The following is a 24649-nucleotide window of genomic DNA, read 5'->3' on the forward strand; positions in this document are numbered from 1 at the left end:
CCGCACCGAGACCGTGTCAAGATCGAGTCGGAGCAACTCGCGTTGCGGTGGTACTGGCCCCGGCGGCGTCAGGGGAGGTGGTGACGGAACACGCCGTCGTCGAACGTCAGCCACACACCGCCGCCGGTCGCGATCACGCCGTACGGATCGTCGGTGCGCGGGTCGAACGTGCCCCGCTCCGCGCCCGTCCGCACGTCGATCAAGTGGTGCCGGGCCCATTCCTCGTCGTCCTTCTCCCCGGCGGCGACGACGAACGCGGTGTCGGCGTCGAGGTACCCGCCCGTCCACTCGAACGACACGTCCTCGTCGTACTCGAGGTCTGCCACGGTGATCCGGTGGACCACGTCGCCATCCGGGTAGGTGTGGAACGCGACGTCCTCCCGTCCGTGGTCGACAGACATGAACTGCCGGCCGTCCACGGCGAACGCCACGAACACGCGGTCCTTCCACGGATACGGCGCCACTTCGAGAGCGCTGCCGTCGAACCTCCCGCGGAACACGAGCGACCCGTCCTGTCCCTCGCCCACGCCGACCAGCACGTCGGTGCCGCCGGGATGGAGGTAGTGCTCACCGCCGTGGCCGACGGTCCCCAGTTCGGCGCTGGCGAGCACCTCCCCGGTGGCCGCGTCCAGGACGTGCCAGGTGTCCTGGCTGTCGTTCCACCGGCCCATCGCGTCCGGCCGGAAGAGCCACACGGTCGTCCCGTCGAGGGAGAAGGCGCAACCGGCCCTGGCGCTGAGGACCTCCTCCTGGACCGCGCCCAACGCGTGCCGCCACAACACCTCGCCGGCCGGGTCGACGCACACCAGTTCGTTGTCCGTCGTGTAGACCGCTTTCGTGAGGTCCGGCGCGACCGCTTGGTCCTTCACGGTGTCGGTCACGGGGAAGGTGACGTCTCCTGGGACGTGGATAGCACCGTCGCTGTACCTGGCCGGGATGATCACGCCCGTACGGTAGCCCGGATCCCGATGACGCCGTCCGCGTGCGGGCTGAGCTGCCCGGTGGTTCGCCGAGGCGTCCAGGGCGACCGCGTGCTCGCCGTCAGCGGGAGCTGACCTGACCGGGCGATCGACGATTGTCGGAAAACCGCTGTGGGCGCAGCGCGATCACGCGATCACGGAGCACGTCGTGGAGCGTGCGGAAATGGACGGTGGGAACGTCCACGCCGGACTCGACGTCATAGGTGTTATGTCCGTTTCCCGGGAAAGATTCACCGGCCTCGCGTTGTATCGGTTATCCATGTCATTTGTCCTGCATCGCCCGGAAGGGGCATGCCGGCCGTTGTGGAAAACAGTTGTGGATCTTGGTCGGGGCCCGGACGTTCCGGGGCGTCGCCGGGGTGGGGCCGGCGGGGTGGCGCTTCGGTGTCCCGTAGTTGCCGCCGGGGGTGGCTACGGTTGCGACACGGATTCGATCAACGCGACCTCCGCGGTCCCGGCTGTGCTACGGAACGGCGCGCCAGGTGTCCGGGAGTCCGCGATTCGGTCGTACCGGTTGGGCCGTTCGCCGCCATTTGAGACGCAATCAAGCAAATTCGGATTCGTGGTTCCTATGGTTCCGATGCGCGCCGGGAACGCGTTTGCCTGTTGTTCTCGGAGGTGTTGTCAAAGGCTCTGGACGAGTCGGGAAGCCGTGCTATAAAGCGTCCTCGTGGGTGCGCTGTAGCGGAAAGACCATCGGTGGCTGCGCTGGAGGGAACTGAACGGTTGGTGCCGACGGACCATGGTGATGCGCTCTCTGAACTGGTCGGCCTGCTCGCCGAGTGCTCGGCGGGGACGGGCAGGCTCGCGCTGGTCAGCGGCGGTCTGGCCAGTGGGAAGACCGAACTGCTGCAACGGTTCCAGCGGCACGCCGCCGCCTCGGGGGCGTTGCTGCTGACCGCGACCGGCGCGCCTGCGGAGCGTCCCCTGCAGGCGGGTGTCATCGACCAGTTGTTCCACGGCGCCGGGTTGCCGCCGGAAATAGCGGACCGCGTTTCCCACCTCATCACGCCGATCGCCGCGACCGTTCAGGACTCGGGAGCGGACGTGCGGAGAATTCATCATTCTTACGTGCGGCCCGTTCATGAATTGTGTCAAATACTGCTCGAAATGTCGCGGGAACGCCCGGTCGTGGTGTGCGTGGACGACGTGCAATTCGCCGACAGCTCGTCGTTGCAATTCATCCTCTACCTGCGGCGGCGGATGAGAGCCGGACGGGTGGTCGTCGTGCTCGCCGAGTGGCAGCAGCCGCAGCCGACGCTGCCGCAGTTCCACGCCGAGCTGACCCGGCGGCCGCACCACCGCATCCGGCTCGCGCCCCTGTCGGTGTGCGGGATCGCCGAGCTGCTGCGCGACCGGGTGCCCGATGCCGGTGCGGTCGCGCCTGCCTGGCACGCCCTCAGCGGTGGCAACCCGATGCTGGTCCGCGCCCTGGTCGAGGACTTCGAGGCCGGCCACGAGATCGGGCCCGACCAGGTCGGGCCCGCGTTCAAGCGCGCGGTGCTGGAGTGCCTGCACCGCTGGGAGGCGGGGCTGCTGGAGGTCGCCCGTGCCATCGCCGTGCTCGGCAAAGAGCGCACCCCGGTCCTGCTCGGCCGGTTGGCAGGCACCACGCCCGAGGCGGTCGAGCAGGCGGTGGACGTGCTCACCGCCGCCGGTTTGCTGTTGGACGGGTGCTTCCGGCACCCCGGAGCGGGGGCGGCGGTCCTCGACAGCACGCCGGGTGCCGAACGGGTGCGGCTGCGCGCCCGTGCCGCCGAGCTGCTCTACCAGCGCGGCGCGGCGGCGGCGGTGGTGGCCGACCACCTCGTGGCCGCAGACCGGGTCGCGTCGGGCTGGCCGGTCGCCGTGCTGCGCGTCGCCGCCGAGCAGGCGCTCATGGGTGACGACGTGGCCGCGGCCGTGCGGTACCTGGAACCCGCGCTGCCCGTGGTCGAGCCGGACGAGCGGCTGGGCATCACCAGCGTCCTGGTCCGGGCGCTGTGGCGGGTCAACCCCGCCGCCGCTGTCGTCCACATGAAACCGTTGCACGAGGCGATGTGGGCGGGAGAGCTGCGCGGCCGGGACGCCGTGACGGTCGTGCACCACGCGTTGTGGATCGGCGACGAGGCCACGGCCGTGCGGGCGCTCGCCGTCCTGGAGCGGAACCCCGGGATGCTGGACGCGCAGAGCGCCGCCGAGCTGCGGATCGTCTGCCAGTGGTTCCACGGCCTGGACCAGGCGACCGCCGTGGCCACCGACGTGGTGGCCGACGCGGACCCGTGGGTGGCCGCGGCACAGGCCATCGGGACCTTCTGGACCGCGGAGTTCCACCCCGACGCCATCGCCAGCGCCGAGCACATCCTGCGGAGCTGCCGCCTCGGCGACATGGCCCTGGAGGTCGTGCTCACCGCGCTGCTGATCCTCGTGCACACCGGCCACCCCGACCGGGCCGAGCGGTGGTGCGACCGGCTCACCGCCGAAGCCGTCCGCGGCGGCGCGGTGACCTGGCAGGCGATCCTGGAGGTCGTCCGCGCCGACGTCGACCTGCGGCGCGGGGAGGTCGCGGTCGCCGCCGCACGCGCCGAGACCGCGCTCGCCCTGCTGCCGCACCAGGGCTGGGGCCTGGCCATCGGCTACCCGCTGGCGGTGCTGCTGGAGGCCAGCACCGCGCTGGACCGGCACCGCGCGATCGCCGACGCGATGCGGGTCCGCGTGCCCGACGCCATGTTCGCCACCGCCGCCGGCCTGCGCTACCTCTACGCCCGCGGCAACGGCAACCTCGCCGTCGGGCGGGTGCTCGCCGCCATCAGCGACTTCCAGAACTGCGGCACGCGGATGCGCGAGTGGCGCGTCGACCTGCCGGTGCTCGCGCCGTGGCGCTGCGGTCTCGCCCAGGCCAACCTCACCCTCGGTCGGCCGGAGGCGGCCCGCGAGCTGATCGGCGAGCAGATGCGGCTGCCCGCCGGTGACCGCCGCACCCGCGGCGCGGCGCTGCGGGTCCTCGCGGCCGCGGGCGAGCCCGCCGAGCGGCCGGCGCTCCTGCGCGAGGCCGTGCGGCACCTGCGGCAAGCGGGTGACCGGGTCGAGCTGGCCCGCGCCCTGTCCGACCTCGGTGAGGCGCTCGACGCCCTGGGCAAGCACGCGGAGGCCCGCGAGCTGTCCCGCAGCGCGGTGGCCGAGACCAAGGCGTCGTACTCCGGAGCCGTGCCCATCCAGGTCGACTGGGAGGACGGCGACTCCGGTGACGGGCGGTCGGTGCTGAGCGACTCCGAGCTGCGGGTGGCCGAGCTCGCCGCGAAGGGCCACACGAACCGCGAGATCAGCGCCATCCTCTACATCACCGTCAGCACCGTCGAGCAACACCTCACCAGGGTCTACCGCAAGCTGGGCATGCGCAGCCGGGCGGACCTGCCGCACCGCCTGTCCCAGCGGACCGGCACCGACCCACGGGCGTTCGAGGCCCGGGGATGACCCGTTCAGCACCCGAGTAGAAGGAACCCGCCAATGCCTGACCAGTCCACCTGCCGCGTCTGCGCCGGGACGGTGACCGAGTTCCTCGACCTCGGTGACCAGCCGCTGTCCGACGCGTTCCGGCTGCCCGACGACACCTCCCCCGAGTTCAGCTACCGCCTCGCCGTGGGCGCGTGCGACGGCTGCGCGATGGTGCAGCTGATGGAGGAGGTGCCCAGGGAGAAGATGTTCCACCAGGACTACCCCTACCTGTCGCAGGGGTCCGCGGTGATGCGCGAGCACTTCCGCGCCCTGGCGGAGCGGTTCCTGAGCACCGAGCTGGCGGGCGACGACCCGTTCGTGGTCGAGCTGGGCTGCAACGACGGCACCATGCTGCGCACCGTCGCGGACGCGGGCGTGCGGCACCTGGGCGTGGAGCCGTCCGGCGCGGTCGCCGACCTGGCCGCCGAGGCGGGCGTGCGGGTCCGCAAGGACTTCTTCGAGGAGTCCACCGCGCTGTCCATCCGCGACCAGGACGGCCCGGCCGACCTCGTGTACGCCGCGAACACGTTCTGCCACATCCCTTACGTGGACTCGATCCTGCGCGGTGTCGTGGCGCTGCTCAAGCCCGGCGGGGCGTTCGTGTTCGAGGACCCCTACCTCGGCGACATCGTCGAGCAGACGTCGTTCGACCAGATCTACGACGAGCACTTCTTCTTGTTCAGCGCCACTTCCGTGGACGCCATGGCCCGCGGGCACGGGCTGGAGCTGGTCGACGTCGAACGCCTGCCGGTGCACGGCGGCGAGGTCCGCTACACCCTGGCGCTGCCCGGTGCGCGCACGCCTTCCGCGGCCGTCGCCGCCCTGCTCGCCGAGGAGAAGGCACGCGGCCTGCACGACCGCGCCGTCCTCGACGCCTTCGGCGACAAGGTCCGCCAGATCCGCACCGACCTCCTGGCGCTGCTGACCGACCTGAAGGCCAAGGGGGAGCGGGTGGTCGGCTACGGCGCGACCGCCAAGAGCGCCACCGTCACGAACCTCTGCGGCATCGGACCGGACCTGGTCGAGTTCATCAGCGACACCACGCCCGCCAAGCAGCACCGGCTGGCGCCCGGCTCCGGCATCCCGGTGCGCCCGCCCGCCGCGTTCGCCGATCCCTACCCCGGCTACGCGCTGCTGTTCGCCTGGAACCACGCCGCGGAGATCATGGCCAAGGAGGAGGCGTTCCGCGAGGCGGGCGGCAAGTGGATCCTGTACGTCCCCGACGTCCACGTGGTGTGAGCGTGCCGGGAGAGCTGGACGGCGCGCTCGTCGCGGTGCTCGGCGGGTCGGGGTTCGTGGGTTCCGCTGTGTCCGCACGGCTTGCCGCGCGAGGAGCGCGGGTGCGGGTGGTGGCACGCGACCCCGGCGTGCCGCCGTTCCCGGCCGAGGTGGTCGCGGCCGACCTCACCGAGCCCGGCGCGGTGGCCGCCGCGGTCGCGGGCGCGGACGTGGTGCTGCCGTTGGTGTTGTTCACCGGCGGCGGCACCTGGCGGGTGGACGACGGCGGCGCGGCCGACGCCGCCAGGGTCAACGTGGGCATCGTCGCCGAGGCGGTCGAAGCGGCTCGGGGGACCGTGGTGTTCGCCGGCTCCACCTCGCAGGTGGGGCCGGGCGCGCCGGAGCGGATCGACGGCACCGAGACCGACCACCCCGAGTCGGAGTACGACAGGCAGAAGTGCGCCGCCGAACGGCTCGTGCTCGACTCGGGCGGCTGCTCCTTGCGGCTGCCCACGGTGTTCGGTCCCTCCACCGGTTCTCCTGACCGGGGCGTGGTGACCGCGATGGCACGGCGTGCGCTCGCGGGTGAGCCGCTGACCGTGTGGGGAGCCGGGGACGTGGAACGCGACCTGGTGTTCGTCGAGGACGTCGCCGAGGCGTTCGCGGCGGCCGTGGTACACGCCGGCCGCTTGGCCGGACGGGCGTGGCTCGTCGGCTCGGGCGCCGGGGTCGCGGTGCGCGCGCTGTTCGAGCTCGTCGCCGCCACCGTCGCGGAGCACACCGGCCGCCCGGCCGTGCCGGTGCTGTCGGTGCCGCCACCGCCGTACGCCACCGCGTCGGACTCCCGCAGCCTCGTCGCGGACCCGGCCGGTCTCACCCTGGCCACCGGGTGGCGGGCGCGGGTCCCGCTGGCCGAGGCGGTGTCGAGGACCGTCGCCGGCCTCGTCCAGTCCTCAGTGGACGATGTGTCTCCGGGTACCCCTAACCCCGGATAGGGGTTCCCCTAAGCTGGTTGACCGCGCGGTTCGGGCCGCTGCACGCTGATCAACGTCCTGAGACGGAGGTCGCCGATGAAAGCCCGCGCACTCTCTGTCGGCGGGGCGTGGACGTTCGAGCCAGAGGTGTTCCCGGACGACCGCGGCTTGTTCGTCTCCCCGTTCCAGCACGAGGTGTTCGCCGAAGCGGTCGGTGCGCCGCTGTTCGCCGTGGCCCAAGCCAGCGCCAGCGTGTCACGCCGCGGGGTCGCCCGCGGCGTGCACTACGCCCGCACCGCACCGGGTTGCGCCAAGTACGTGACCTGTTCGCGCGGGCGGGTGCTGGACGTCGTGGTGGACCTGCGGGTCGGCTCGCCGACGTTCGGCGAGTGGGACTCCGTCGAGCTGTCGGGTGACGGCTTCCACGCCGTCTACCTCCCGCCCGGCCTGGGCCACGCCTTCATCGCACTCGAGGACCACTCGACCGTGCACTACCTGCTGTCCCGCGCGTACGACCCAGCGGACGAGCTGGCGGTGTCCATCGTGGACCCGGACCTCGCGCTGCCCGTGCCGGCCGGTGCCGTGCTGTCCGAACGCGACCGCGCCGCACCCGGCCTGGCCCTCGCACGGGACACCGGGCTGCTGCCGGTCCACGCCGTCTGAGCAGAGGAGAGCACACCAGGTGACCGCGCCCACCCGCCGCCCGACCCAGCTGCGCCTGGCCGAGTCGATGCTCGCCGCCCGTGACGCCGACGCCGTGCACGCCTGGCTCGCCCGCACCGCCGAACACAGCTGGATGACCGTCGAACGCGCGCCGCTGGACGGCCTCGCGGGCTGGCTCACCGAACCGGGCACCGGCACCCTGCGCCACCACAGCGGCCGGTTCTTCAGCGTCGAGTCGCTCGCCGTCGACCTGCCGGGCGCGTCCGTGCCGCACTGGTCGCAGCCGATCATCAACCAGCCGGAGATCGGCATCCTCGGCATCCTCGTGCGGGAGTTCGACGGCGTGCTGCACTGCCTGATGCAGGCCAAGCACGAACCGGGCAACGCCAACGGACTGCAGCTCTCGCCGACCGTGCAGGCCACCCGCAGCAACTACACCCGCGTGCACCAGGGCAAGCCCATCCCGTACCTGGAGCACTTCCGCGACACCTCCGGCCACCACGTCCTGGTGGACATCCGGCAGTCCGAGCAGGGCGCGTGGTTCTACCGCAAGCGCAACCGCAACATGGTCGTCGAGGTCGACGGCGAGGTCGAGGTGCGCGAGGGGTTCCGCTGGTTCACGCTCGGCGAGATCGCCGAGCTGATGACCGTGCCGGACCTGGTGAACATGGACGCCCGCACGGTGCTGGCCTGCCTGCCCGGCGGTGGCGCGGCACTGGCCGGGGCGGCGAACGACTCGTTCAGCGAAGCTCTGATCCGGTCCGGTGACCCCGCCACGCCCGGCGTGCACACCACCGGCGAGGTGCTGAGCTGGATCACCGAGGTCCGCACGCGCACCGATCTCCGGGTCACTCTCGGACCGCTGGCCGAGCTGCCGGACTGGACCCGCGAGAACGGTGTCATCGCACATCGCCGTGGCGGGTTCTTCACCGTCGTGGGCGTGGACGTGCGGGCAGGAGGACGTGAGGTCGGCAGCTGGTCCCAGCCGATGATCGAACCCGTCGGCACGGGCGTGATCGCGTTCCTGGTCAAGGAGATCGACGGCGTGCTGCACGTGCTCACCCACGCGCGCACCGAGGCCGGCTACACCGACGTGACCGAGCTGGCGCCCACCGTGCAGTGCGTGCCGGAGACCCACGAGCACCTGCCGGTGCGGCCCCGGTTCCTCGACGAGGTGCTCGGGTCGGCCAAGATCCGCTTCGACGCCGTGCTGTCGGAGGAGGGCGGCCGGTTCCTCGGCGCCCGCAACCGGTACCTGGTCGTGGAGACCGACGCCGAGGTCGCACGGGACGACCCCGAGTACCGGTGGCTGACCCTGCACCAGTACGAAGAGCTGCTGCGGCACAGCTTCTACGTCAACATCCAGGCCCGCAGCCTGCTCCTGTGCCTGCGCAGCCTCATCCCGCGCGGGTGAGGCGGGCGACGTTCCGACCGTGCCCGCCACAGCCCGGTCAGAGCGTCGCCAGCACCTGCTTGAGCGCGTCGACCACCTGTTCCTGCGTCTCCTGGGGCAGCGACGGGTACATCGGCAGCGAGAAGATCTCACCGGCCACCCGTTCGGTCACCGGCAGGCTGCCCTCGGCGTAGCCCAGGTGCGCGAAACCGGTCATGGTGTGCACCGGCCACGGGTAGCTGATGTTCAGGTGGATGTCGTGCGCCTTCAAGCGTTCCAGGATGTCGTCACGCCGCGGGTGGCGCACCACGTGGACGTAGTACGAGTGCGTGTTGCCCGGCGCGGTCGTGGGCAGCACCAGGTCGGTGTCCGCCAACGCTTCCACGTACCGCGCGGCCACCGCCTGCCTCGCCGCGACGTAGTCGTCCAGGCGGACGAGCTTGCGGCGCAGGATCTCCGCCTGCACCTCGTCGAGCCGGCAGTTGTGGCCGGGCGTCTCCACGACGTAGTAGGTCTTCTCCATGCCGTAGTACCGGTGGCGGCGCAGGTTCGCGTCCACCTCCGGGTTGTTCGTGATCGTCGCGCCACCGTCGCCGTACGCGCCGAGAACCTTGGTGGGGTAGAAGGAGAACGCGGCGGCGTCGCCCATCGACCCGGCCACCCGGCCGTGGTGGCGCGCGCCGTGCGCCTGGGCGCAGTCCTCCAGCACCAGCAGGCCGTGCCGCTGTGCCAGCTCCCGCAACGGTTTCATGTCCACGCACTGGCCGTACAGGTGCACCGGGAGCAAAGCCTTGGTGCGCGGTGTGATCACCGAAGCCACCTGGGCGACGTCCATCAGGTAGGTCTCCGGGTCCACGTCGACGAACACCGGTGTGGCGCCGACGGCGTCGATCGCCAGCACGGTCGGCGCGGCGGTGTTCGACACCGTGACCACCTCGTCGCCGCGGCCGATGCCGAGTGCCTGCAACGCCAGGCGGATGGCGTTCGTGCCGTTGTCCACGCCGACGCAGTGGGCGACGCCGTGGTAGGCCGCGAACTCCGCCTCGAAGGACGACACGCTCGGCCCGAGGACGAGTCGGCCGGAGGAGAACACGGTCTCGACCGCGTCGAGTATGTCCTTGCGCTCCAATTCGTATTCGCGTGAGTAGTCCCAGACGAGCGTGGCCATCGGCAGCCCTTTCGCTGTGGTCGGCTTCCCGGCCAGCCTAGGTCTGGCCCCCGGCTAGGGGGTAACCCCTAATCTGCAGGTCAGGGCGGCCGGGGTAGGGCGCGAACGAGTGAACGGACGCTCGCCGCCGCGCCGTGGGGGACAGGGGTAATAGGGGTGTCCAGGCCACTTCCGGGCGCTTTACGGTGACCACGCTCCCGGCAGGGTCGCCGGATTCCAGCACAACAATCGGCGCGAGGACGACAAATGTCGCGACATTTCCTGTTCATGTGCCACCCGGATCACGGGCACGTCATCCCGAACCTCGCGGTGGTCACCGAGCTGGCCGCGCGCGGGCACCGGGTCACCTACCTGACCGCTCCGAGCATGGCGGAGATCGTCACCGAGGCGGGCGCCGCGGTCGTGACCTACCCGTCGCGGTACCGCGACGCCGACTTCGCCCTCGTGGCCAACGATCCCGGCTACCTGATGGGCGTGCTGCTCGACGAGAGCGAGGCCATGCTCGCCACCGCGACGGCCGAGCTCGGCGACGACCGGCCGGACTGCCTGGTCTACGACACCTCGGTGCTCTACGCGGCACGGGTGCTCGCCCGGCGCTGGGACATCCCCGCCACGCAGGTGATCCCGGTGTTCGCCTCCAACGAGCACTTCTCCTTCCTCAACGCCATGTACAACCCCGAGTCCGACGCCGCCGAGCGACCGGCCGCGGAACGGCCGAAGGAGATGCCCGAGTGGGTCGGCGCCACGATGGGGCGCATCGGCGCGCTGTGCGCCCGCTACGAGGTGACCGCCGCTCCGCACGAGGTGTGGTTCGAGGTGCCGCCGCTGAGCCTGGTCACCGTGCCGCGGGAGTTCCAGTACGCGGGCGAGACCTTCGACGAGCGGTTCGCGTTCGTCGGGCCGTGTGTCGGCGACCGCAGCTTCCTCGGGGAGTGGACGCCGCCCGCCGGTGACCTGCCCGTGGTGCTGGTGTCGCTCGGCGCGGTGTTCAACGAGGACGAGAGCTTCTTCCGCACGTGCGTCGAAGCGTTCCGCGGACGGCCGTGGCACGCGGTGATGACCACCGGCGGCGGTGTGGACCGCGCGTCGCTCGGTGAGCTGCCGCCCAACGTCGAGGTGCACGACTTCGTGCCGCACGTGGCGGTGCTGGAGCACGCTTCGCTGTGCGTCACCCACGCGGGCATGGGCACCGTGATGGAGGCACTGCGATCGGGCACGCCGATGGTGTGCGTGCCGGGTTCCGCGCTCGACCGGCCCACCGGGTGGCGGGTGCGCGAGCTGGGTCTGGGCACCGTGCTCGACCCCGCCGACCTGACGCCCGCGACGCTGGTCGACGCCGTCACGTCGGTGCTCGGCGACCAGGAGATCACGGCCCGGTCCGACCTCATGCGCAAGGCCGTCGCGGAAGCGGGCGGTGCGGCGCGTGCCGCCGACGAGGTCGAGAAGCACCTGGCGCGGTCGCGTTGACCCCCGCCCCGGCAGAGTTCGGCGTGCTGGGCCCGATCCGGTTCCTGCGCGGCGGTGTGGAAGAGCGCGTGGGCGGTCCCCGCGAGCGCGCGGTGCTGGCACGGCTGCTGTTCGACGCCAACCGCGTGGTCAGCGTGGACCGGCTCATCGAGGCGGTGTGGCACGGCGACCCGCCGGCCAGCGCGCGCGGTCAGATCGCGATCTGCGTGTCCCGGCTGCGGCGGTCGCTCGGCGAGGCGGGCAGGGCCGTCGACACCGCGAGCCCCGGCTACGTGGCGCGGCTCGACGAAGAGGCCGTGGACTGGTTGCGGTTCAACGGACTCGTCGGCCGGGCGCGGTCGTGCGCGGCGGGTGGTGACGTGGCGGGAGCCGTGGCGCTGTTCCGCGAGGCGCTGGGGTTGTGGCGCGGTGTGCCGTTCGAGGACCTGCCCGGTCTGCGCGCGGAGGCGGTGTCGTTGCAGTCCGCGCGGCTGGACGCGGTGGAGGCGTGCGCCGAGCTGGAGCTGCGGCTCGGGCTGCACCACCGGGTCGGCAAGGACCTGGCCGCGGTGGTGGCGGAACACCCGCTGCGCGAACGGGCGCGGGCCCAGCTGATGCTGGCCCAGTACCGGTCGGGACGGCGGGCCGACGCCCTGCGCACCTACCAGGACGCCCGCCGGGTGCTGATCGAGCAGATCGGTCTGGAACCCGGCCCGGAGCTGAGGGAGCTGCACGAGCAGGTGCTGCGGGACGCGCCCGGACTGCTCGCGCCGGTCAGGGCCGAGGTGCCGGTGGTGGCGCCGTCCCAGCTGCCGCGTCAGGTCCTGCCGTTCGCCGGCCGGTCGGCCGAGCTGGCCGAGCTCGACGCCGCCCTCGCGGCAGGTCCCGACGTGCCCGGTGTGGTCGTGCTGTCCGGGCCGGGTGAGGTGGGCAAGACCGCGCTGGCGTTGCGCTGGGCGCACCACCGCCTGGACCGGTTCCCGGACGGGCAGCTGCACTGCGACCTGCTGGACGACTTCGGCCGCCCGGTGCCGCATTCCGTGCTGCTGGACCGGTTCCTGCGGGCACTCGGCGTGCCTGTAACGTCCATTCCGGACGATCCGGGTGAGAAGGTCGCGCTGTACCGCAGCACGGTGTCGCACAAGCGCGTGCTGGTGGTGCTGGACGGTGCGGTGGACCACGCGCAGGTCCGGCCGTTGCTGCCCAGCGGCGCGCACACCAGGGCCATCGTCACGAGCAGACAGCCGATGGACGAGCTGGTCGCCCGTCAGGGCGCGCACCGGGCGTTCCTGGAACCGCTGACGGCGGACGAGTCGTGGCAGCTGCTGACCATGTTGCTGGGCAACGACTGGGTGGCGGAGGAACGCGGTGAGGCGAGCCGGATCGTCGGCTCGGCGGACGGCTTCCCGCTGCCGCTGCGCCGCGCCGCCGCGGGCATCCGGACGGCACCGCACCGCCAGGACCGCCGCTGGCTGACCGGGGTGCCCGCCTGACCGGTGCTGCCCGTCAAACCGCGCGGCGGGCAGCACCACTCCGGCCGGTCAACCACGCGCGAGCACCGCGTCGACCGCCGCCGACAGCGCGTCCGCCGACGCGGAAGCCGTGCTGCGCCAGGCCACGTGACCGTCCGGCCGCACCAGCACCGCGCCCGTCTCGCCCACGCCGTAGACCGAGGCCCAGTCCGGTGACACCAGGTCCGTCGAGCCGTCTGCCGACACCTCGGCCGCCGTGATCGCCACGCCGGTCCGGGAGCCGACCTCCTTCGCCGCCTGCGCCCACCCGCTGCCCGCCGGGGTGAGCAGCGTGAGCCCCGCGCCGAACAGGTCCAATGTGGACAGACTTTCCGCACCCCTGGTCAGTGGCACGTGCGGCGCGCGGTGACCTGGTCGCGCGGTCGCGACGTACGTCCGGTAGGGGTCCTCGACCGCGGGTGCCTCGGTGCCGTCCGGCACGACAGCGGCGGAGTCGTAGTGGAAGCCGAGGACCAGGCCCTCGCAGCTGCGCCGGCCTGCCTGCTGCGTGATGGCTTCCTTCATGGACAGCTGGCCCTCCATCATCTGGAACGTGATGAAGGCGTTCGCCAGGCTCTCGCCGACGGTGCGCTCGCCGATCGGGTGGCGCTCGGCGTCGTAGGTGTCGAGCAGGGCTTCACCCGCAGTGCCCGACAGCACCGCCGCCAGCTTCCACACCAGGTTGTGCGCGTCCTGGATGCCGCAGTTCATCCCGAACCCGCCCTGCGGCGTCGACACGTGCGCCGAGTCGCCCGCCAGGAACACCCGGCCCGAGCGGAAGCGCGTCGCGGTCACCGCCTGTTGCAGCCACGGCATCACGCCGACCAGCTCGACGTCCAGATCCGGCACACCGGCGGCCTCGCGCACCACCTGCACGCAGAACTCGGGCGTGAAGTCGGCCTCGCTGCCGCCCTCCGCGGGGTCGTAGCCGGTCTGGATGATCCAGCGCCGCTGGTTGTCCACCGCCTCCACCGCGCACGGGATCGCGCTGCGGATGAAGTACAGCGCGCACATCCGGTCCGTCAGCAGTGGCACCAGGTCCGCGTCGAACATGATGCTGATCATGTGCCCCAGCGGTGGCGGCCCCTCGACGCCGATACCGAGCCGGTCGCGCACGGTGCTGCGCCCGCCGTCGGCCGCGATGGCGTAGCGGGCACGAACGGTGGCGCGTCCGGACGCGGACTCGATCACACCGTCCACACCGGACTCGTCCTGCTCCAGGGAGGTGAGGGTGGTGGCGAACCTGACGTCCGAGCCGGGGGAGCGCTCGGCGAGACCCCGCAGCACCACCTCGAACTTGTCCTGCGCGCAGATGTAGGTGTACGTGGGACTTTGCGGCGCGTCCTCGGCGAGCGGCGCGACCTCGCGGTGGAAGTCGTCCGCGGTCAGCGAGGAGCCGACACCGACGGCCAGGCTGTCCTCGCGCGGCAGGCCGGCCAGCTCGACCTCCTCCGCCAGTCCCCACGCCCGCACCAGCTCCATCGTGCGCGTGGACACCAGCCGCGCCTTGGGGAAGATCGACGTCCCCTGGTGCCGCTCCACCAGCAGCGACGTCAAGCCGTGCCGGGAGCACTCGATGGACGCGGCGAGGCCGACGGGGCCACCACCCACGATCAGGACGTCGACCTCGAAGTCAGCCATGAGCAGGAGCCTGCGACACCGCCGCGAGACCGTCAAGAAGGCGGATATCGAAGTGATATAGCACTGAAGTCGCTGGTCAGTAGCGTTTGCGCCGAACGACGGCGTGCACAGCGGGCAAGCCTTGGACAACGTGGGGAGGCGCCATGTTCGCCGAAGGATCGGTCGCCGTGGTCACCGGCGGATCGCGCGGCATCGGGCGGGCCGTGGTGCTCGACCTGGCGGCCCACGGCGTGCACGTCGTGGTCAACTACTCGCGCTCGGAGGAGCACGCCAAGGAACTGGTCGCGCAGGTCGAGCAGAACGGCGGCAGCGCGAGCGCGGTGCGGGCCGACGTGACCGACGAGGACGCGGTGCGCGAGCTGTTCCGCTCCGTGCGCTCCGAGCACGGCAGGCTCGACGTGCTGGTCACCAGCGCGGGCGTGACGCGCGACCGGCACCTGGTCGCGATGAGCAGCGCCCTGTTCCGCGAGACCATGGACATCAACGTGCACGGGACGTTCCTGGCCTGCCGCGAGGCGATGCGCATCATGCAGCACCAGCGGCGCGGCGCGATCGTGACCCTCAGCTCCGCGAGCGGCCTGGACGGCGGTTTCCCCGGCCAGACGAACTACGTCGCCTCCAAGGGCGCGATCATCGCGTTCACCAAGGCGCTGTCCTACGAGGCCGCTCCGCACGGCGTGCGCGTCAACGTGGTGGCGCCGGGGTTCGTCGAGACCGACATGACCAAGGTCATCCCCGCGAAGCTGCGCGACGGCTACTCCTCGCGCATCCGGCTCGGCCGCATGGGCCGGCCGGAGGAGATCGCGAACCTGGTCACGTTCCTGGCTTCGGACAAGGCGTCCTACATCACCAGCGAGACGTTCGTCGTCAACGGCGGCGGGCTCGGCTGATCCCCCGGACAGCGAGCCGCAGAACCCAGCGGACGGAAGGACAAGCGTGACCCTCGACGAACTGCGCGCCACGGCGGCCGCCCGGCACGAGACGTGCACCCAGATCAAGAAGATGATCGTCTCGCGGCTCGACCTGCCGATCGAGCCCGCGTGGATCACCGACGACCAGCCGCTGTTCGGCCGCGGCCTGGAGCTCGACAGCCTCGACGTGCTGGAGCTGTACGTGGCGATCGAGGCCGAGTTCGGCGTCGCCCTCTACGACAGCGACATGTCGGTGTTCGGCTCGGTGTCGCGCCTGGCCGACCACGTGAACCCGGCACTGGCCGAGCAGGCGCAGACCGGGTCGGCATGACGGCGACCCGGGAGCCCGTGCAGACCGTGACGTCGCTGACCAACGACCAGCTCCGGGAGGTGCTGCCGCACCGGTGGCCCTTCCTGCTGATCGACCGGGTCGAGAAGGTCACCCCCGGTGCCGGTGCGGTCGGGATCAAGAACGTCGCGGCCACGGAGATGTGGTTCCAGGGCCACTTCCCTGGCACGGCCGTGCTTCCGGGCGTGATCGTCGTCGAGGCGATGGCCCAGCTGGCCGGCGTGGTGTTCGCCCTCGCCGGCGCGGGTCCGATCGGCTACCTGGCGGGTGTGCGGTCCATGCGGTTCCGCCGTCCCATCGTGCCGGGCGACCAGCTCGTCCTCACCGCCGACCGCACGGCGGGAGGCCGGGGCTTCAGCGAGTTCAAGGTGAGCGCCAGGGTCGACGGTCAGATCGCCGCCGAGGGCACCATCACCATCGCGGACCCGGCAGCCACCAGCCCTACCGGAAAGGTTTGACACGACAATGGAACCCCTGACGTCGCCGGTGAAGGCCGTGCACCCCGAGGGCGCCGTGTACGGCACCGTCCTGGACGCCGAGGTCGCGCTCCGGTTCAGCACGCTCGACGCCGAGTACGAGGCGATCCGGGAGCGGGCCGCGCTGCTCGACCTGTCCGGCGAGCGGATCGTCGAGCTGTCCGGCGGCGCCGCCGTCGACTTCGCGCAGAAGGTGCTGGCGCGCGACGTGGAGTACCTGACCGCCGAGCGCTGCATGACGAGCCTGGTGCTCGCCGAGGACGGCACCGTCGTGGACCAGGTCGTGGTGTGGGGCCGGGAGGACAGCCTGCTGCTGGAGTCCTCCACCGGCGCGGGCACCCGGCTGCTGGAGCACCTGCGCGCGCACGCCGAGCCCGGCGTGGAGATCACCGACCGCACCGCCGAGTACGCGCTCTTCGGCCTGGAGGGCCCGTACGCGTGGGGCGTGGTCGGCCGGCTGATCGACGGTGAGCTGGCCTCGCTGCCGTTCGAGTCCATCGTGGACAGCCAGTGGGACGGCGTGGACGTCCTCTTCGGACGCACCGGTGTGACGGGCGAGTACGGGTACAAGGTGCTGGTGCCGCGCGAGTCGGCCGAGCGGCTGTGGACCAAGGCGCTGGAGCACGCCGTGCCCGCCGGCCAGGACGCCGTCGAGCTGGCGATGCTGGAGGTGCGGCAGCCGGTCGTGCGCCACGAGGCGGGCGAGGGCGTGGACGTGCTGGAGATGGGCGCGGGCTGGCTCGTGGACATCACCAAGGACGAGTTCGTCGGACGTGACGCCGTGGTCGCCGCCTTCGAGGGCACGGCCGAGCGCCGCACCGTCGGCTTCTCCGGTGGCGCCGAGGTGCCCGCGCCGGGCACGCCGGTCACCGTGGGCGGGGAGAAGATCGGCGAGGTCGTCCACGCCGTGCACAGCATCGGGCTGAAGTCCTCCCTCGGCCTGCTGCGGCTGCCGCCGGACCTGGCCGCCGCCGGGCTCACGGTCACCGTCGGCGACACCGAGGTCGTCACGCTGACCAGCCCGTACGTCACGCCCAAGAGCTGGAGCACCCCGATCATCTGATCTGGTCACCCGGGCCGTCGCCCGTGGTTCGCGAGGAGGAGCAAGCATGGCGCTGCGGCCAGTGGTCATCACCGGTGTCGGGGTGATCTGCGCGGTGGGCAGGGACCCGGAGGAGTTCTGGGCGCGGCTCACCGCGGGCGCGGGCGGCATCACCGCCGTGGAGGACGAACGGTTCGCCGCGTTCGAGGCCAGGTTCGCGGGCCAGGTGCCCGACGAGTGGGTCGACGCGCAGCTGCCGGCCGAGGACACCGGGCTGGACCGCACGGCCCGGCTCGCCCTCGTCGCCGCCCGGCAGGCGGTCGCCCACGCCGGGCTGACGGACGTACCGGGCGAGCGGTTCGGGCTGGTCCTCGGCAAGTGCCAGGCCACCCCGACCGCGTCCGGCGGCTACCAGCCCATGCACGCCACCGGTGACGTCGTCGCCGGGAAGCTGGGCATGACCGGTCCGCGCATCCTGGTCTCGACCGCGTGCGCGGCGGGCGGCAACGCGGTCGGCCTGGCCAAGGACAAGATCCTCACCGGGGAAGCGGACGTGGTGCTCGCCGGTGGCGTCGACCCGCTGCTGTTCGGCACCTACGCGGGGTTCGCGGGCCTGCAGGCCCTCAGCGCCCGCCCGTGCGGCCCCTACAGCCGCTCGGACGGCCTGAACCTGGGTGAGGGCGCGGCCTTCCTGGTCGTGGAGGCGCTGGACCACGCGCTGGCCAGGGGTGCGGAGCCGCTGGCGGAGGTCGCGGGCTACGGCCTGTCCGCCGACGCCTACCACGCCACCGCGCCGGACCCGACCGGCCGCGGCGGCACCACGGCCATGCGCCGGGCGCTGGCCGACGCCGGTCTGGAACCCGACGCCGTGGACTACGTCAACGGGCACGGCACCGGCACGCCCGCCAACGACGCCATGGAGAAGAAGGTCATGCGCGCCGTGTTCGGCGAGCGGGCGTCGAAGGTGCCGACCAGCAGCATCAAGAGCTTCATCGGGCACACGCTGGGCGCGGCGGGCGCGGTCGAGGCGGTGGCCAGCGTGCTGGCGCTGCGCACCGCGACCGCGCCGCCCACCATCGGGTTCAGCGACGAGGCCATCGCGACGTCCACTTTGGACTTCGTGCCGAACGTCGCGCGTCCGCTGCCCATGGACGTGGTGGTGTCCAACAACTACGCGTTCGGCGGCAACAACGCCTCGCTCGTGCTGCGCCGCCCCGGCGGCCCGCGCGAGTACGACGAGCTGCCCGCCGCCGAGGTCGTCGTCACCGGCCTCGGCCCGGTCACCGGCCTGGGCACCGGCATCGCCGAGGTCGCGGAGGCGGTCGCCAACGGCCGCACCGCGGTCGGCGCGGAACCGTCCCTGGAGGGCCGCACGTTCGCGCCGCGCTCGTTGTGGCGGCACATGAACAACCTGTCCCGCATGGCGATCGCCGCCTCCCGGCTGGCCTGGGAGGACGCCGGGCTGAAGCTGCCCCGCGCCGCGCTGGACAACGTGGGCGTCATCTTCGCCACCGCGGCCGGCTCGGTGGAGAGCACCGACGGGTTCGACGAGAGCGTGCTGGCGAACCCGAACAAGCCCGCCGTGCTGAGCTTCTCCAACGTGGTGCTCAACGCCACCGGCGGCGCGGTCTGCCAGACCCTGGGCCTGCGCGGCCCGACCACGACCATCTGCAACGGCAACGCGTCGGCGTCCATCGCGCTGGACTGCGCGGTGGAGACCATCCGGTCCGGCAAGGCGGACGTGGTGATCGTGGTCGCCGCCGACGAGGCGCCGAGCTCCGCCGACAGCACGCGGGTGGACCCCTACGACCGCAACTCGGGTGAGGCGCCCGCGTCCGCCTCGGTGGCCCTGGTCGTCGAGTCCGCCGCGCACGCCGCCGCCAGGGGAGCGACCCCGTACGCGCGAGTGCTGGGCAGCGCCCACGCGAGCGGGGGAGCGGACGACGAGCGGTCCCTGGTGGAGCGCGCCCTCGCCGGGCTGCCCACCGAGGGCGTGGACCTGGTGGTCGGTGCGGCCACCGGCGGCGCGACCGACGAGGCGGAGGCGGGCGCGGTGCTCGACACCGTCCCGTCCGCCCGGCTCACCGCCACCGCGGGCCTGACCGGTGACGCGGGCGCGGCGACCGGCGCGCTGAACCTGGCGCTCGCCGCGCTGGCGTTGCGCGACGGCGTCGCACCGGCCATCACCGGGCTGGACAGCCCCCGTGCGGGCACGGTCGAGTCCTACGTCACCAAGCCCGAGCTGCCGGCCACGCCCGCCAAGGCCCTCGTGCTCAGCGCCGCGCCCGGCTCGGTGCGCGGAGGAACCCTGCTGGGGGCGGTATGACCGGCCCGCCCTTCGACGTGCTGGAGACCGACCGGCTGCTCACCACCACCCGGTCGGTGCGCCGCCGGCTCGACCTCGACCGGCCGGTGCCGCGCGCGGTCATCGAGGAGGCGCTGGAGATCGCCGTCCAGGCGCCGACCGCGAACGACCAGCAGAACTGGCGCTGGGTCGTGATCACCGAGCAGGCGGTGAAGGACCAGCTGGCCGGGCTGTTCGACATCTCCTGGCAGTTCCACCAGAAAGAGGTGTGGACCCGGTCGGGACGTCGCCGCAACAGCCCGCAGGCCAGGAAGAACAACGCCTCCGCCGCCGCGCTGGCCGAGACCATCGCCAAGGTGCCCGCGCTGGTGATCCCGTGCGTGCTCGGCCGGCCGCCGGACATCAGCGCGATCGACGCCGAGTGGCTCGGCTCGACCGGCACCCGCAACCTCGGCACCTGGCAGGAGGGCGTGCGGATCGGGGCGATGCGGGCCAGCAACTTCTACGGCTCGATCTTCCCCGCGGTCTGGTCGTTCCAGCTGGCCCTGCGCAGCCGGGGGCTCGGCAGCACGATCACGTGCATGCACCTGCCCTTCGAGCGGCAGGTGGGCGAGCTGCTCGGCATTCCCGCCGGTGTCACCCAGGTCTGCCTGGTACCGGTCGCCTACACGATCGGCACGGATTTCCGCCCGGCCAAACGGGTTCCGGCCAAGGAGCGCACGTCCTGGGAGAGGTGGCAGGCATGACCGTCGAGCACACCGGAGTCGACGTCGTCGTGGTGGGCGGCGGTATCGCGGGCGCGTCCGCCGCGGCCAACCTCGCCTTCAACGGGCTGTCCGTGGTCCTGCTGGAGAAGCAGGAGACCTACCAGGACATCGTGCGCGGCGAGTGGATCGCGCCGTGGGGCCTGCGCGAGGCGCAGACGCTGGGCGTCGAGGAGGCGTTCGGTCTCGGCGGCGCCTGGGAGATCCGCGAGTGGACGCAGTGGGACGAGACGGTCGACCCGGCCGAGGCGGAGACCGTCGACATGACGCGGTTCGTGCCCGGTGTCGGCGGCCCCATGTCGTTCCCGCACCACGAGGTCTGCGCGCTGATGGCCGAACAGGCCGAGGACAACGGCGCGACCGTGGTCATGGGCGCGCAACGGGCCCACGTCACCGCCGGAACTCATCCGGAGGTCCGCTGGACCCACGCCGGACAGGAACACCTGGCCAGGCCGCGCCTCGTCATCGGCGCCACCGGCCGCGGCTGCACGGTCGGCCGTCAGGTCGGCGTGTCCATGGCGACCTCGGTGCACCACTGGGGTGGCGGGCTGCGGGTCACCGGCCTGGACGACTGGCCGATGGACGTGCAGGCGATGGGCACCGAGGACGAGAAGATGTTCATGGTGTTCCCGCAGGGCGACGGCAACGCCCGGCTCTACATCAACTTCCCGACCGCCAACCGGAAGCTGTACCAGGGCCCGGAGGGCGAGAAGCGGTTCATCGCGGACTTCGAGCTGGCGTCCCTGCCCGACCGCGGCAAGGCCGTCTATAGCGCCGCGAAGCCGATCGGGCCGCTCAAGCTGTGGCCGTCGGTGGCGATGTTCCCCGAGCAGCCGATCGTCATGGACGGCGTGGTGCTCGTCGGGGACGAGGCGGGCAACGCCGACACCGTGCTCGGCACCGGCCTGTCGTGCAGCCTGCGCGACACCCGCGCCGTGTGCGAGGTGCTGACCGGTGGCGACGACTGGTCGCCCGGCGCGTTCGAGGGCTACCTGGCCGAGCGGAAGTTCCGGATGGACCGGCTGCACTTCGGCGCGGACATCATCGCCAAGCTGTACTGCGAGTACGGGCCCGCCGCGGCCGAGCGGCGGCGCCGGGCGCGCGGGCTGATGGCCGAGAACTTCGCCGCGTCGGTGACCGGCCTGCTCAACATGGTCCCGCCGGAGGACGTACCGGATTTCGGGTTCAGCGAGTTCTTCGCCGAGAGGCTGTTCAGGGAGAGGGCATGAGCGTCAAGGACACCCTGCTGACCGGGTCGGCACACGTCAACGGCATCGACATCGCCTACGTGGACAAGGGGGAGGGCGACCCGGTCGTGCTGCTGCACGGCTTCCCCGACTCGCACTACCTGTGGCGGCACCAGATCGACCCCTTGGTGGAGGCGGGCTTCCGCGTCATCGCGCCCGACCTGCGCGGCTTCGGCGAGTCCGGCAAGCCGCAGGAGGTCGAGGCGTACGACATGCGCACGATCGTCAACGACGTCGTGGCGCTGACGCAGCACCTCGGCATCCCCAAGGCGCACATCGTGGGCCACGACTGGGGTGCCGCCATCGCGTGGATGTACGCGTTCCTGATGCCGCGCCGCGTCGACCACCTCGCCGTGCTGTCCGTCGGTCACCCCGGCGTGTTCAGCACGCCGTCGATCGAGCAGCGCAAGGCCAGCTGGTACATGCTCTTCTACCAGTTCCCCGGCGTGAGCGAGCAGCTGTTGCGGCGCAACGGGTGGCGGCTGTTCAAGGAGATCATGGGCGGCGAGGGCGACCACCAGCGCTACCCGCGCGAGCTGGCCAAGCCGGGCGCGCTCACCGCGGCGCTGAACTGGTACCGCGCCAACCGCTCGCCCGAGTCGGAGCTCCGCGTGGAGGCCAACTTCCCGCCCGTGCTCGCGCCCACCCTCGGCATCTGGTCCACCGGGGACAAGGCGCTGCTCGAAGAGGGCATGACGGGCTCGGTGAAGTTCGTGAAGGGCTCGTGGCGCTACGAGCGCGTCGAGGACGCCAGCCACTGGATCCCGCTGGACCAGCCGGAGATCGTCACCAAGCTGCTGCTGGGCTTCCTGGGCACCGAGAAGGCCGCGGCGGTGCCGACCCGGCGGCGCCGGCTCTGACGAGGACTGGAGGTGCGCAGGTGATCGGCTTCGTGTTCCCCGGCCAGGGAACGGTCCGGATCGGCATGGGCGGCTGGCTGCGCCGCGACCCGGTGGGCGCGGCGGTGGTCGCGCGCGCCGACGAGCTGCTGCCCGAACCGGTGTCGGAGCTGTGCGCCCGCGGGCCGCTGGACAAGCTCGTCGACACTCTGCACGCGCAGCCCGCCGTGACGGCGTGCAACCTCGCCGCGCTGGCGGTCCTGCGGGACCGCGGCGTGGAACCGGACGTCGTCGCCGGGCACAGCGTCGGTGAGATCAGCGCGCTGTGCGCGGCGGGCGTGTTCGACGCCGACACCGCGTTGCGGCTGGTCGCCGTCCGCGCCCGGCTGATGGCGGGCCTGCCCGACACCGGTGGCATGACGGCCGTGCTGGGGCTGCCGCCGCAGCGGGTGGAGGAGCTGGCGGCCGAGGCGGCCCGTCCGGGTGAGCCGCTGGTGGTCGGCCTGGAGAACGCGCCGGACCACACCGTGGTCTCCGGCGCGACCGCCGCCGTCGCACGGCTCGTCGAGCTGGCCGGAGCCGCCGGTGCCCGCAAGGTGGTGCCGCTCAAGGTGAGCAACGCGTTCCACTCGCCGCTGATGGCGGGCGCGCTCGACGGCTGGGCCGAGGCGGTGCGCGCGACACCGATGCGCTCGCCGCGCGTCCCGGTGGTTCCCAACGTGACCGCCGAGCCCACCACGGACCTGCCGACCATCGTGGACGCGCTGATCACCCAGCTCACGGAGCGGGTGCGGTGGACGGCGACGATGCGCGTGCTCGCCGAGGCCGAGACCCTGGTCGAGGCCGGTGACAGCAAGACGCTCGCCGGGCTGTTCCGCGGCGTCGGCACGAGCTGCCTCAGCATGGCCGACCCCGCCGCCCTGCGCAGGCTGCGCCGCCCGGAGCCCGCGGCATGACCCGGTGGGGCAGCGCCGCGGTCGCCTTCGGCGAGCTGACCGCGCCGTGGCAGCTGGTCGAGCCGATGCCGCTGGAGGTCGTGTTCTCCCGCCAGGAACGGCTGCGTTCCGGCGCGGGCCGCACCCTTCAGCACTGGGCGGGCAGGCTCGCGGCCAAGTACGCCGTGCTGCGCCTGCTGGACGAGCCCGTGACCGCCGAGCACCTGGGGGCGGTGGAGGTGCTGCCCCTGCCCGCGCCTCTCTGCGGCCGCACGGCGGCCTGCCTGCACGGCCACCCGCCGGGGGTGCGCCTGACCGGCCCGCTGGACGGCAGGGAGGAGCCGGGCACCCGAGTCCGGGTCTCCGTCAGCCACACCGCCGACCTCGCGTTCGCGGTGGCGCTGACCGCGGCCCGGCTGGCCGAGGACCACGACCTGGAAGCGGTGACCGCATGGACCTGATCGAGACCGCCGCGCGGTGGGCCGCGGCCTGGCGCGAGCGCGACGCCACCGCCATCGCGGACTTGGTGGCGGACTTCGCCGACCCGGACACCCCGGAGCCGGTGGCGGGCGCGGACCTCGTCGCGCACGTCGAGGCCGTGCTGACCCGGTTCCCGGACCTGGTGCTGGACTTCGCGCCGGCCGTGGGCGCGGACGGCACCGCTGTGCTCACCTGGACCCTGACGGGCACGCATCGCGCCCCCTACCTCGGGATTCCGGGCACGGGCGGGGTGGCGAGGGCCGACGGCGTGGACGTGTTGTCCGTTGTGGACGGTGGGGTGCGCGTGCGCCGCCACTTCGACCGGGTCGCGCTGGCCTCGTCGCTCGACCACACGGCGAGGTTCCTCCTGAGCCACGACGAGGTGCAGGAGTACGGCATCAGCGCGCGCACCTCGGCGGGCAGGACCGACTACCCGCGCGTGCTGACGTTCACCTACCTGGACTTCCGCGACGACGTGGAGGGCGCGGAGGTCGACCTGCTCAGCACCGAGGTGGTCAAGTCGCTGCGCGCCTCGAAGGGGTTCCTCGGCGTGGGCACGTTCGAGATCGGCTCGCGCAAGTACACGATCAGCGCCTTCGACCGCCCCGAGTCGGTCCGCGCCGTGCACGCCCGGCCGCACCAGCGGTCCCTGCGGAAGTTCTTCCGCGGCGGCCTGTGCACCGGCGCGTACACCAGCGTGTGGGTGCTGGAGCGGGAGAGCTTCCACCTGCGCTGCCCCGACTGCGAGGAGATGGTCGACGCGGGCGTGGGCAAGACCTGCGCGTGCGGCACCACCCCGACCCCCGACCCCCTGTTCTGAACTCTCCGTTCCG

Annotated in this window: 21 protein-coding genes; 18 read left to right on the top strand and 3 right to left on the bottom strand. The window is 72.2% G+C overall.

Going from position 1 to position 24649, the window contains the following annotated elements; translation table 11 throughout:
• Positions 1–68 precede the first annotated feature (68 nt).
• Entirely contained in the window at positions 69–881 is an 813-nt protein-coding gene (locus tag BLT23_RS03270; RefSeq protein ID WP_090045400.1) for a hypothetical protein, read from the bottom strand.
• Between the two features lie 828 nt (positions 882–1709).
• Here BLT23_RS03270 and BLT23_RS03275 point away from each other — a divergent pair.
• The 5 genes from BLT23_RS03275 (at position 1710) to BLT23_RS03295 (ending at position 8723) form a co-directional block, all read left to right on the top strand.
• A complete protein-coding gene (locus BLT23_RS03275) occupies positions 1710–4433 on the top strand; it encodes a helix-turn-helix transcriptional regulator (RefSeq protein WP_090045746.1) in 2724 nt (907 codons plus the stop codon).
• A 33-nt stretch (positions 4434–4466) separates the two neighbouring features.
• Positions 4467–5693 (top strand): class I SAM-dependent methyltransferase, encoded by a 1227-nt coding sequence (locus BLT23_RS03280; RefSeq protein ID WP_090045402.1) that lies wholly within the window; start codon positions 4467–4469, stop codon positions 5691–5693.
• A 2-nt stretch (positions 5694–5695) separates the two neighbouring features.
• Entirely contained in the window at positions 5696–6667 is a 972-nt protein-coding gene (locus BLT23_RS03285) for an NAD-dependent epimerase/dehydratase family protein (protein ID WP_245743513.1), read from the top strand.
• Between the two features lie 75 nt (positions 6668–6742).
• On the top strand, positions 6743–7309 hold the full coding sequence (locus BLT23_RS03290; protein WP_090045406.1) for a dTDP-4-dehydrorhamnose 3,5-epimerase family protein: 567 nt from the start codon (positions 6743–6745) through the stop codon (positions 7307–7309).
• A gap of 19 nt (positions 7310–7328) precedes the next feature.
• On the top strand, positions 7329–8723 hold the full coding sequence (locus BLT23_RS03295) for an NDP-hexose 2,3-dehydratase family protein (protein WP_342713633.1): 1395 nt from the start codon (positions 7329–7331) through the stop codon (positions 8721–8723).
• A gap of 37 nt (positions 8724–8760) precedes the next feature.
• Here BLT23_RS03295 and BLT23_RS03300 read toward each other — a convergent pair whose 3' ends face one another.
• On the bottom strand, positions 8761–9870 hold the full coding sequence (locus BLT23_RS03300; protein WP_090045409.1) for a DegT/DnrJ/EryC1/StrS family aminotransferase: 1110 nt from the start codon (positions 9868–9870) through the stop codon (positions 8761–8763).
• Positions 9871–10116: 246 nt separating this feature from the next.
• Between BLT23_RS03300 and BLT23_RS03305 the strand changes: the two genes are divergently transcribed.
• Complete coding sequence (locus BLT23_RS03305) at positions 10117–11337, top strand: macrolide family glycosyltransferase (protein ID WP_090045411.1); 1221 nt, start codon at positions 10117–10119, stop codon at positions 11335–11337.
• Positions 11338–11360: 23 nt separating this feature from the next.
• Positions 11361–12809 carry an AfsR/SARP family transcriptional regulator gene (locus tag BLT23_RS03310; protein WP_245743514.1) on the top strand — a complete coding sequence of 483 codons (1449 nt, stop codon included), beginning with the start codon at positions 11361–11363 and terminating at the stop codon, positions 12807–12809.
• A gap of 48 nt (positions 12810–12857) precedes the next feature.
• On the opposite strand, the gene BLT23_RS03315 is transcribed toward BLT23_RS03310, so the two are convergent.
• Positions 12858–14468 (bottom strand): FAD-dependent monooxygenase, encoded by a 1611-nt coding sequence (locus BLT23_RS03315; RefSeq protein WP_090045415.1) that lies wholly within the window; start codon positions 14466–14468, stop codon positions 12858–12860.
• Between the two features lie 143 nt (positions 14469–14611).
• Between BLT23_RS03315 and fabG the strand changes: the two genes are divergently transcribed.
• The 11 genes from fabG to BLT23_RS41995 are packed head-to-tail and all read left to right on the top strand — an operon-like array spanning position 14612 to position 24636.
• The gene (gene fabG, locus BLT23_RS03320; RefSeq protein ID WP_090045416.1) at positions 14612–15358 is read left to right on the top strand and encodes a 3-oxoacyl-ACP reductase FabG; all 747 of its coding nucleotides are present in this window, start codon (positions 14612–14614) and stop codon (positions 15356–15358) included.
• Between the two features lie 46 nt (positions 15359–15404).
• Positions 15405–15710, top strand: a complete 306-nt coding sequence (locus tag BLT23_RS03325; RefSeq protein ID WP_090045418.1) for an acyl carrier protein — start codon at positions 15405–15407, stop codon at positions 15708–15710.
• Positions 15707–16186 (top strand): 3-hydroxyacyl-ACP dehydratase FabZ, encoded by a 480-nt coding sequence (gene fabZ / locus BLT23_RS03330; RefSeq protein ID WP_090045420.1) that lies wholly within the window; start codon positions 15707–15709, stop codon positions 16184–16186. The genes BLT23_RS03325 and fabZ overlap by 4 nt, the downstream gene beginning before the upstream one ends.
• Before the next feature lie 7 nt (positions 16187–16193).
• On the top strand, positions 16194–17267 hold the full coding sequence (locus BLT23_RS03335) for an aminomethyl transferase family protein (RefSeq protein ID WP_090045422.1): 1074 nt from the start codon (positions 16194–16196) through the stop codon (positions 17265–17267).
• Between the two features lie 46 nt (positions 17268–17313).
• Positions 17314–19572 carry a beta-ketoacyl-[acyl-carrier-protein] synthase family protein gene (locus BLT23_RS03340; RefSeq protein WP_090045424.1) on the top strand — a complete coding sequence of 753 codons (2259 nt, stop codon included), beginning with the start codon at positions 17314–17316 and terminating at the stop codon, positions 19570–19572.
• Positions 19569–20297, top strand: coding sequence for a nitroreductase family protein (locus tag BLT23_RS03345; RefSeq protein WP_090045426.1), 729 nt, complete (start codon positions 19569–19571; stop codon positions 20295–20297). The genes BLT23_RS03340 and BLT23_RS03345 overlap by 4 nt, the downstream gene beginning before the upstream one ends.
• Complete coding sequence (locus BLT23_RS03350) at positions 20294–21544, top strand: FAD-dependent oxidoreductase (protein WP_090045428.1); 1251 nt, start codon at positions 20294–20296, stop codon at positions 21542–21544. The genes BLT23_RS03345 and BLT23_RS03350 overlap by 4 nt, the downstream gene beginning before the upstream one ends.
• Positions 21541–22422, top strand: a complete 882-nt coding sequence (locus BLT23_RS03355) for an alpha/beta fold hydrolase (protein WP_090045430.1) — start codon at positions 21541–21543, stop codon at positions 22420–22422. Before BLT23_RS03350 ends, BLT23_RS03355 begins: the two co-directional genes overlap by 4 nt.
• Positions 22423–22442: 20 nt before the next feature.
• Entirely contained in the window at positions 22443–23357 is a 915-nt protein-coding gene (locus tag BLT23_RS03360; protein ID WP_090045432.1) for an ACP S-malonyltransferase, read from the top strand.
• A complete protein-coding gene (locus tag BLT23_RS03365) occupies positions 23354–23797 on the top strand; it encodes a holo-ACP synthase (RefSeq protein ID WP_090045434.1) in 444 nt (147 codons plus the stop codon). The genes BLT23_RS03360 and BLT23_RS03365 overlap by 4 nt, the downstream gene beginning before the upstream one ends.
• Positions 23788–24636, top strand: coding sequence for an ester cyclase (locus BLT23_RS41995; RefSeq protein ID WP_090045436.1), 849 nt, complete (start codon positions 23788–23790; stop codon positions 24634–24636). The genes BLT23_RS03365 and BLT23_RS41995 overlap by 10 nt, the downstream gene beginning before the upstream one ends.
• Positions 24637–24649: the final 13 nt, after the last annotated feature.

The sequence above is a fragment of the Lentzea fradiae genome (assembly GCF_900100955.1).
Taxonomy (GTDB): Bacteria; Actinomycetota; Actinomycetes; order Mycobacteriales; family Pseudonocardiaceae; genus Lentzea; species Lentzea fradiae.

What these genes read in the sequence shown, in the direction of transcription:
- BLT23_RS03280 (WP_090045402.1), top strand. Translation starts at nt 4,467, where the DNA reads ATGCCTGACCAGTCCACCTGCCGCGTCTGCGCCGGGACGGTGACCGAG.
- BLT23_RS03290 (WP_090045406.1), top strand. Translation starts at nt 6,743, where the DNA reads ATGAAAGCCCGCGCACTCTCTGTCGGCGGGGCGTGGACGTTCGAGCCA.
- BLT23_RS03300 (WP_090045409.1), bottom strand. Translation starts at nt 9,870, where the DNA reads ATGGCCACGCTCGTCTGGGACTACTCACGCGAATACGAATTGGAGCGC.
- BLT23_RS03305 (WP_090045411.1), top strand. Translation starts at nt 10,117, where the DNA reads ATGTCGCGACATTTCCTGTTCATGTGCCACCCGGATCACGGGCACGTC.
- BLT23_RS03315 (WP_090045415.1), bottom strand. Translation starts at nt 14,468, where the DNA reads ATGGCTGACTTCGAGGTCGACGTCCTGATCGTGGGTGGTGGCCCCGTC.
- fabG (WP_090045416.1), top strand. Translation starts at nt 14,612, where the DNA reads ATGTTCGCCGAAGGATCGGTCGCCGTGGTCACCGGCGGATCGCGCGGC.
- fabZ (WP_090045420.1), top strand. Translation starts at nt 15,707, where the DNA reads ATGACGGCGACCCGGGAGCCCGTGCAGACCGTGACGTCGCTGACCAAC.
- BLT23_RS03335 (WP_090045422.1), top strand. Translation starts at nt 16,194, where the DNA reads ATGGAACCCCTGACGTCGCCGGTGAAGGCCGTGCACCCCGAGGGCGCC.
- BLT23_RS03340 (WP_090045424.1), top strand. Translation starts at nt 17,314, where the DNA reads ATGGCGCTGCGGCCAGTGGTCATCACCGGTGTCGGGGTGATCTGCGCG.
- BLT23_RS03345 (WP_090045426.1), top strand. Translation starts at nt 19,569, where the DNA reads ATGACCGGCCCGCCCTTCGACGTGCTGGAGACCGACCGGCTGCTCACC.
- BLT23_RS03350 (WP_090045428.1), top strand. Translation starts at nt 20,294, where the DNA reads ATGACCGTCGAGCACACCGGAGTCGACGTCGTCGTGGTGGGCGGCGGT.
- BLT23_RS03355 (WP_090045430.1), top strand. Translation starts at nt 21,541, where the DNA reads ATGAGCGTCAAGGACACCCTGCTGACCGGGTCGGCACACGTCAACGGC.
- BLT23_RS03365 (WP_090045434.1), top strand. Translation starts at nt 23,354, where the DNA reads ATGACCCGGTGGGGCAGCGCCGCGGTCGCCTTCGGCGAGCTGACCGCG.
- BLT23_RS41995 (WP_090045436.1), top strand. Translation starts at nt 23,788, where the DNA reads ATGGACCTGATCGAGACCGCCGCGCGGTGGGCCGCGGCCTGGCGCGAG.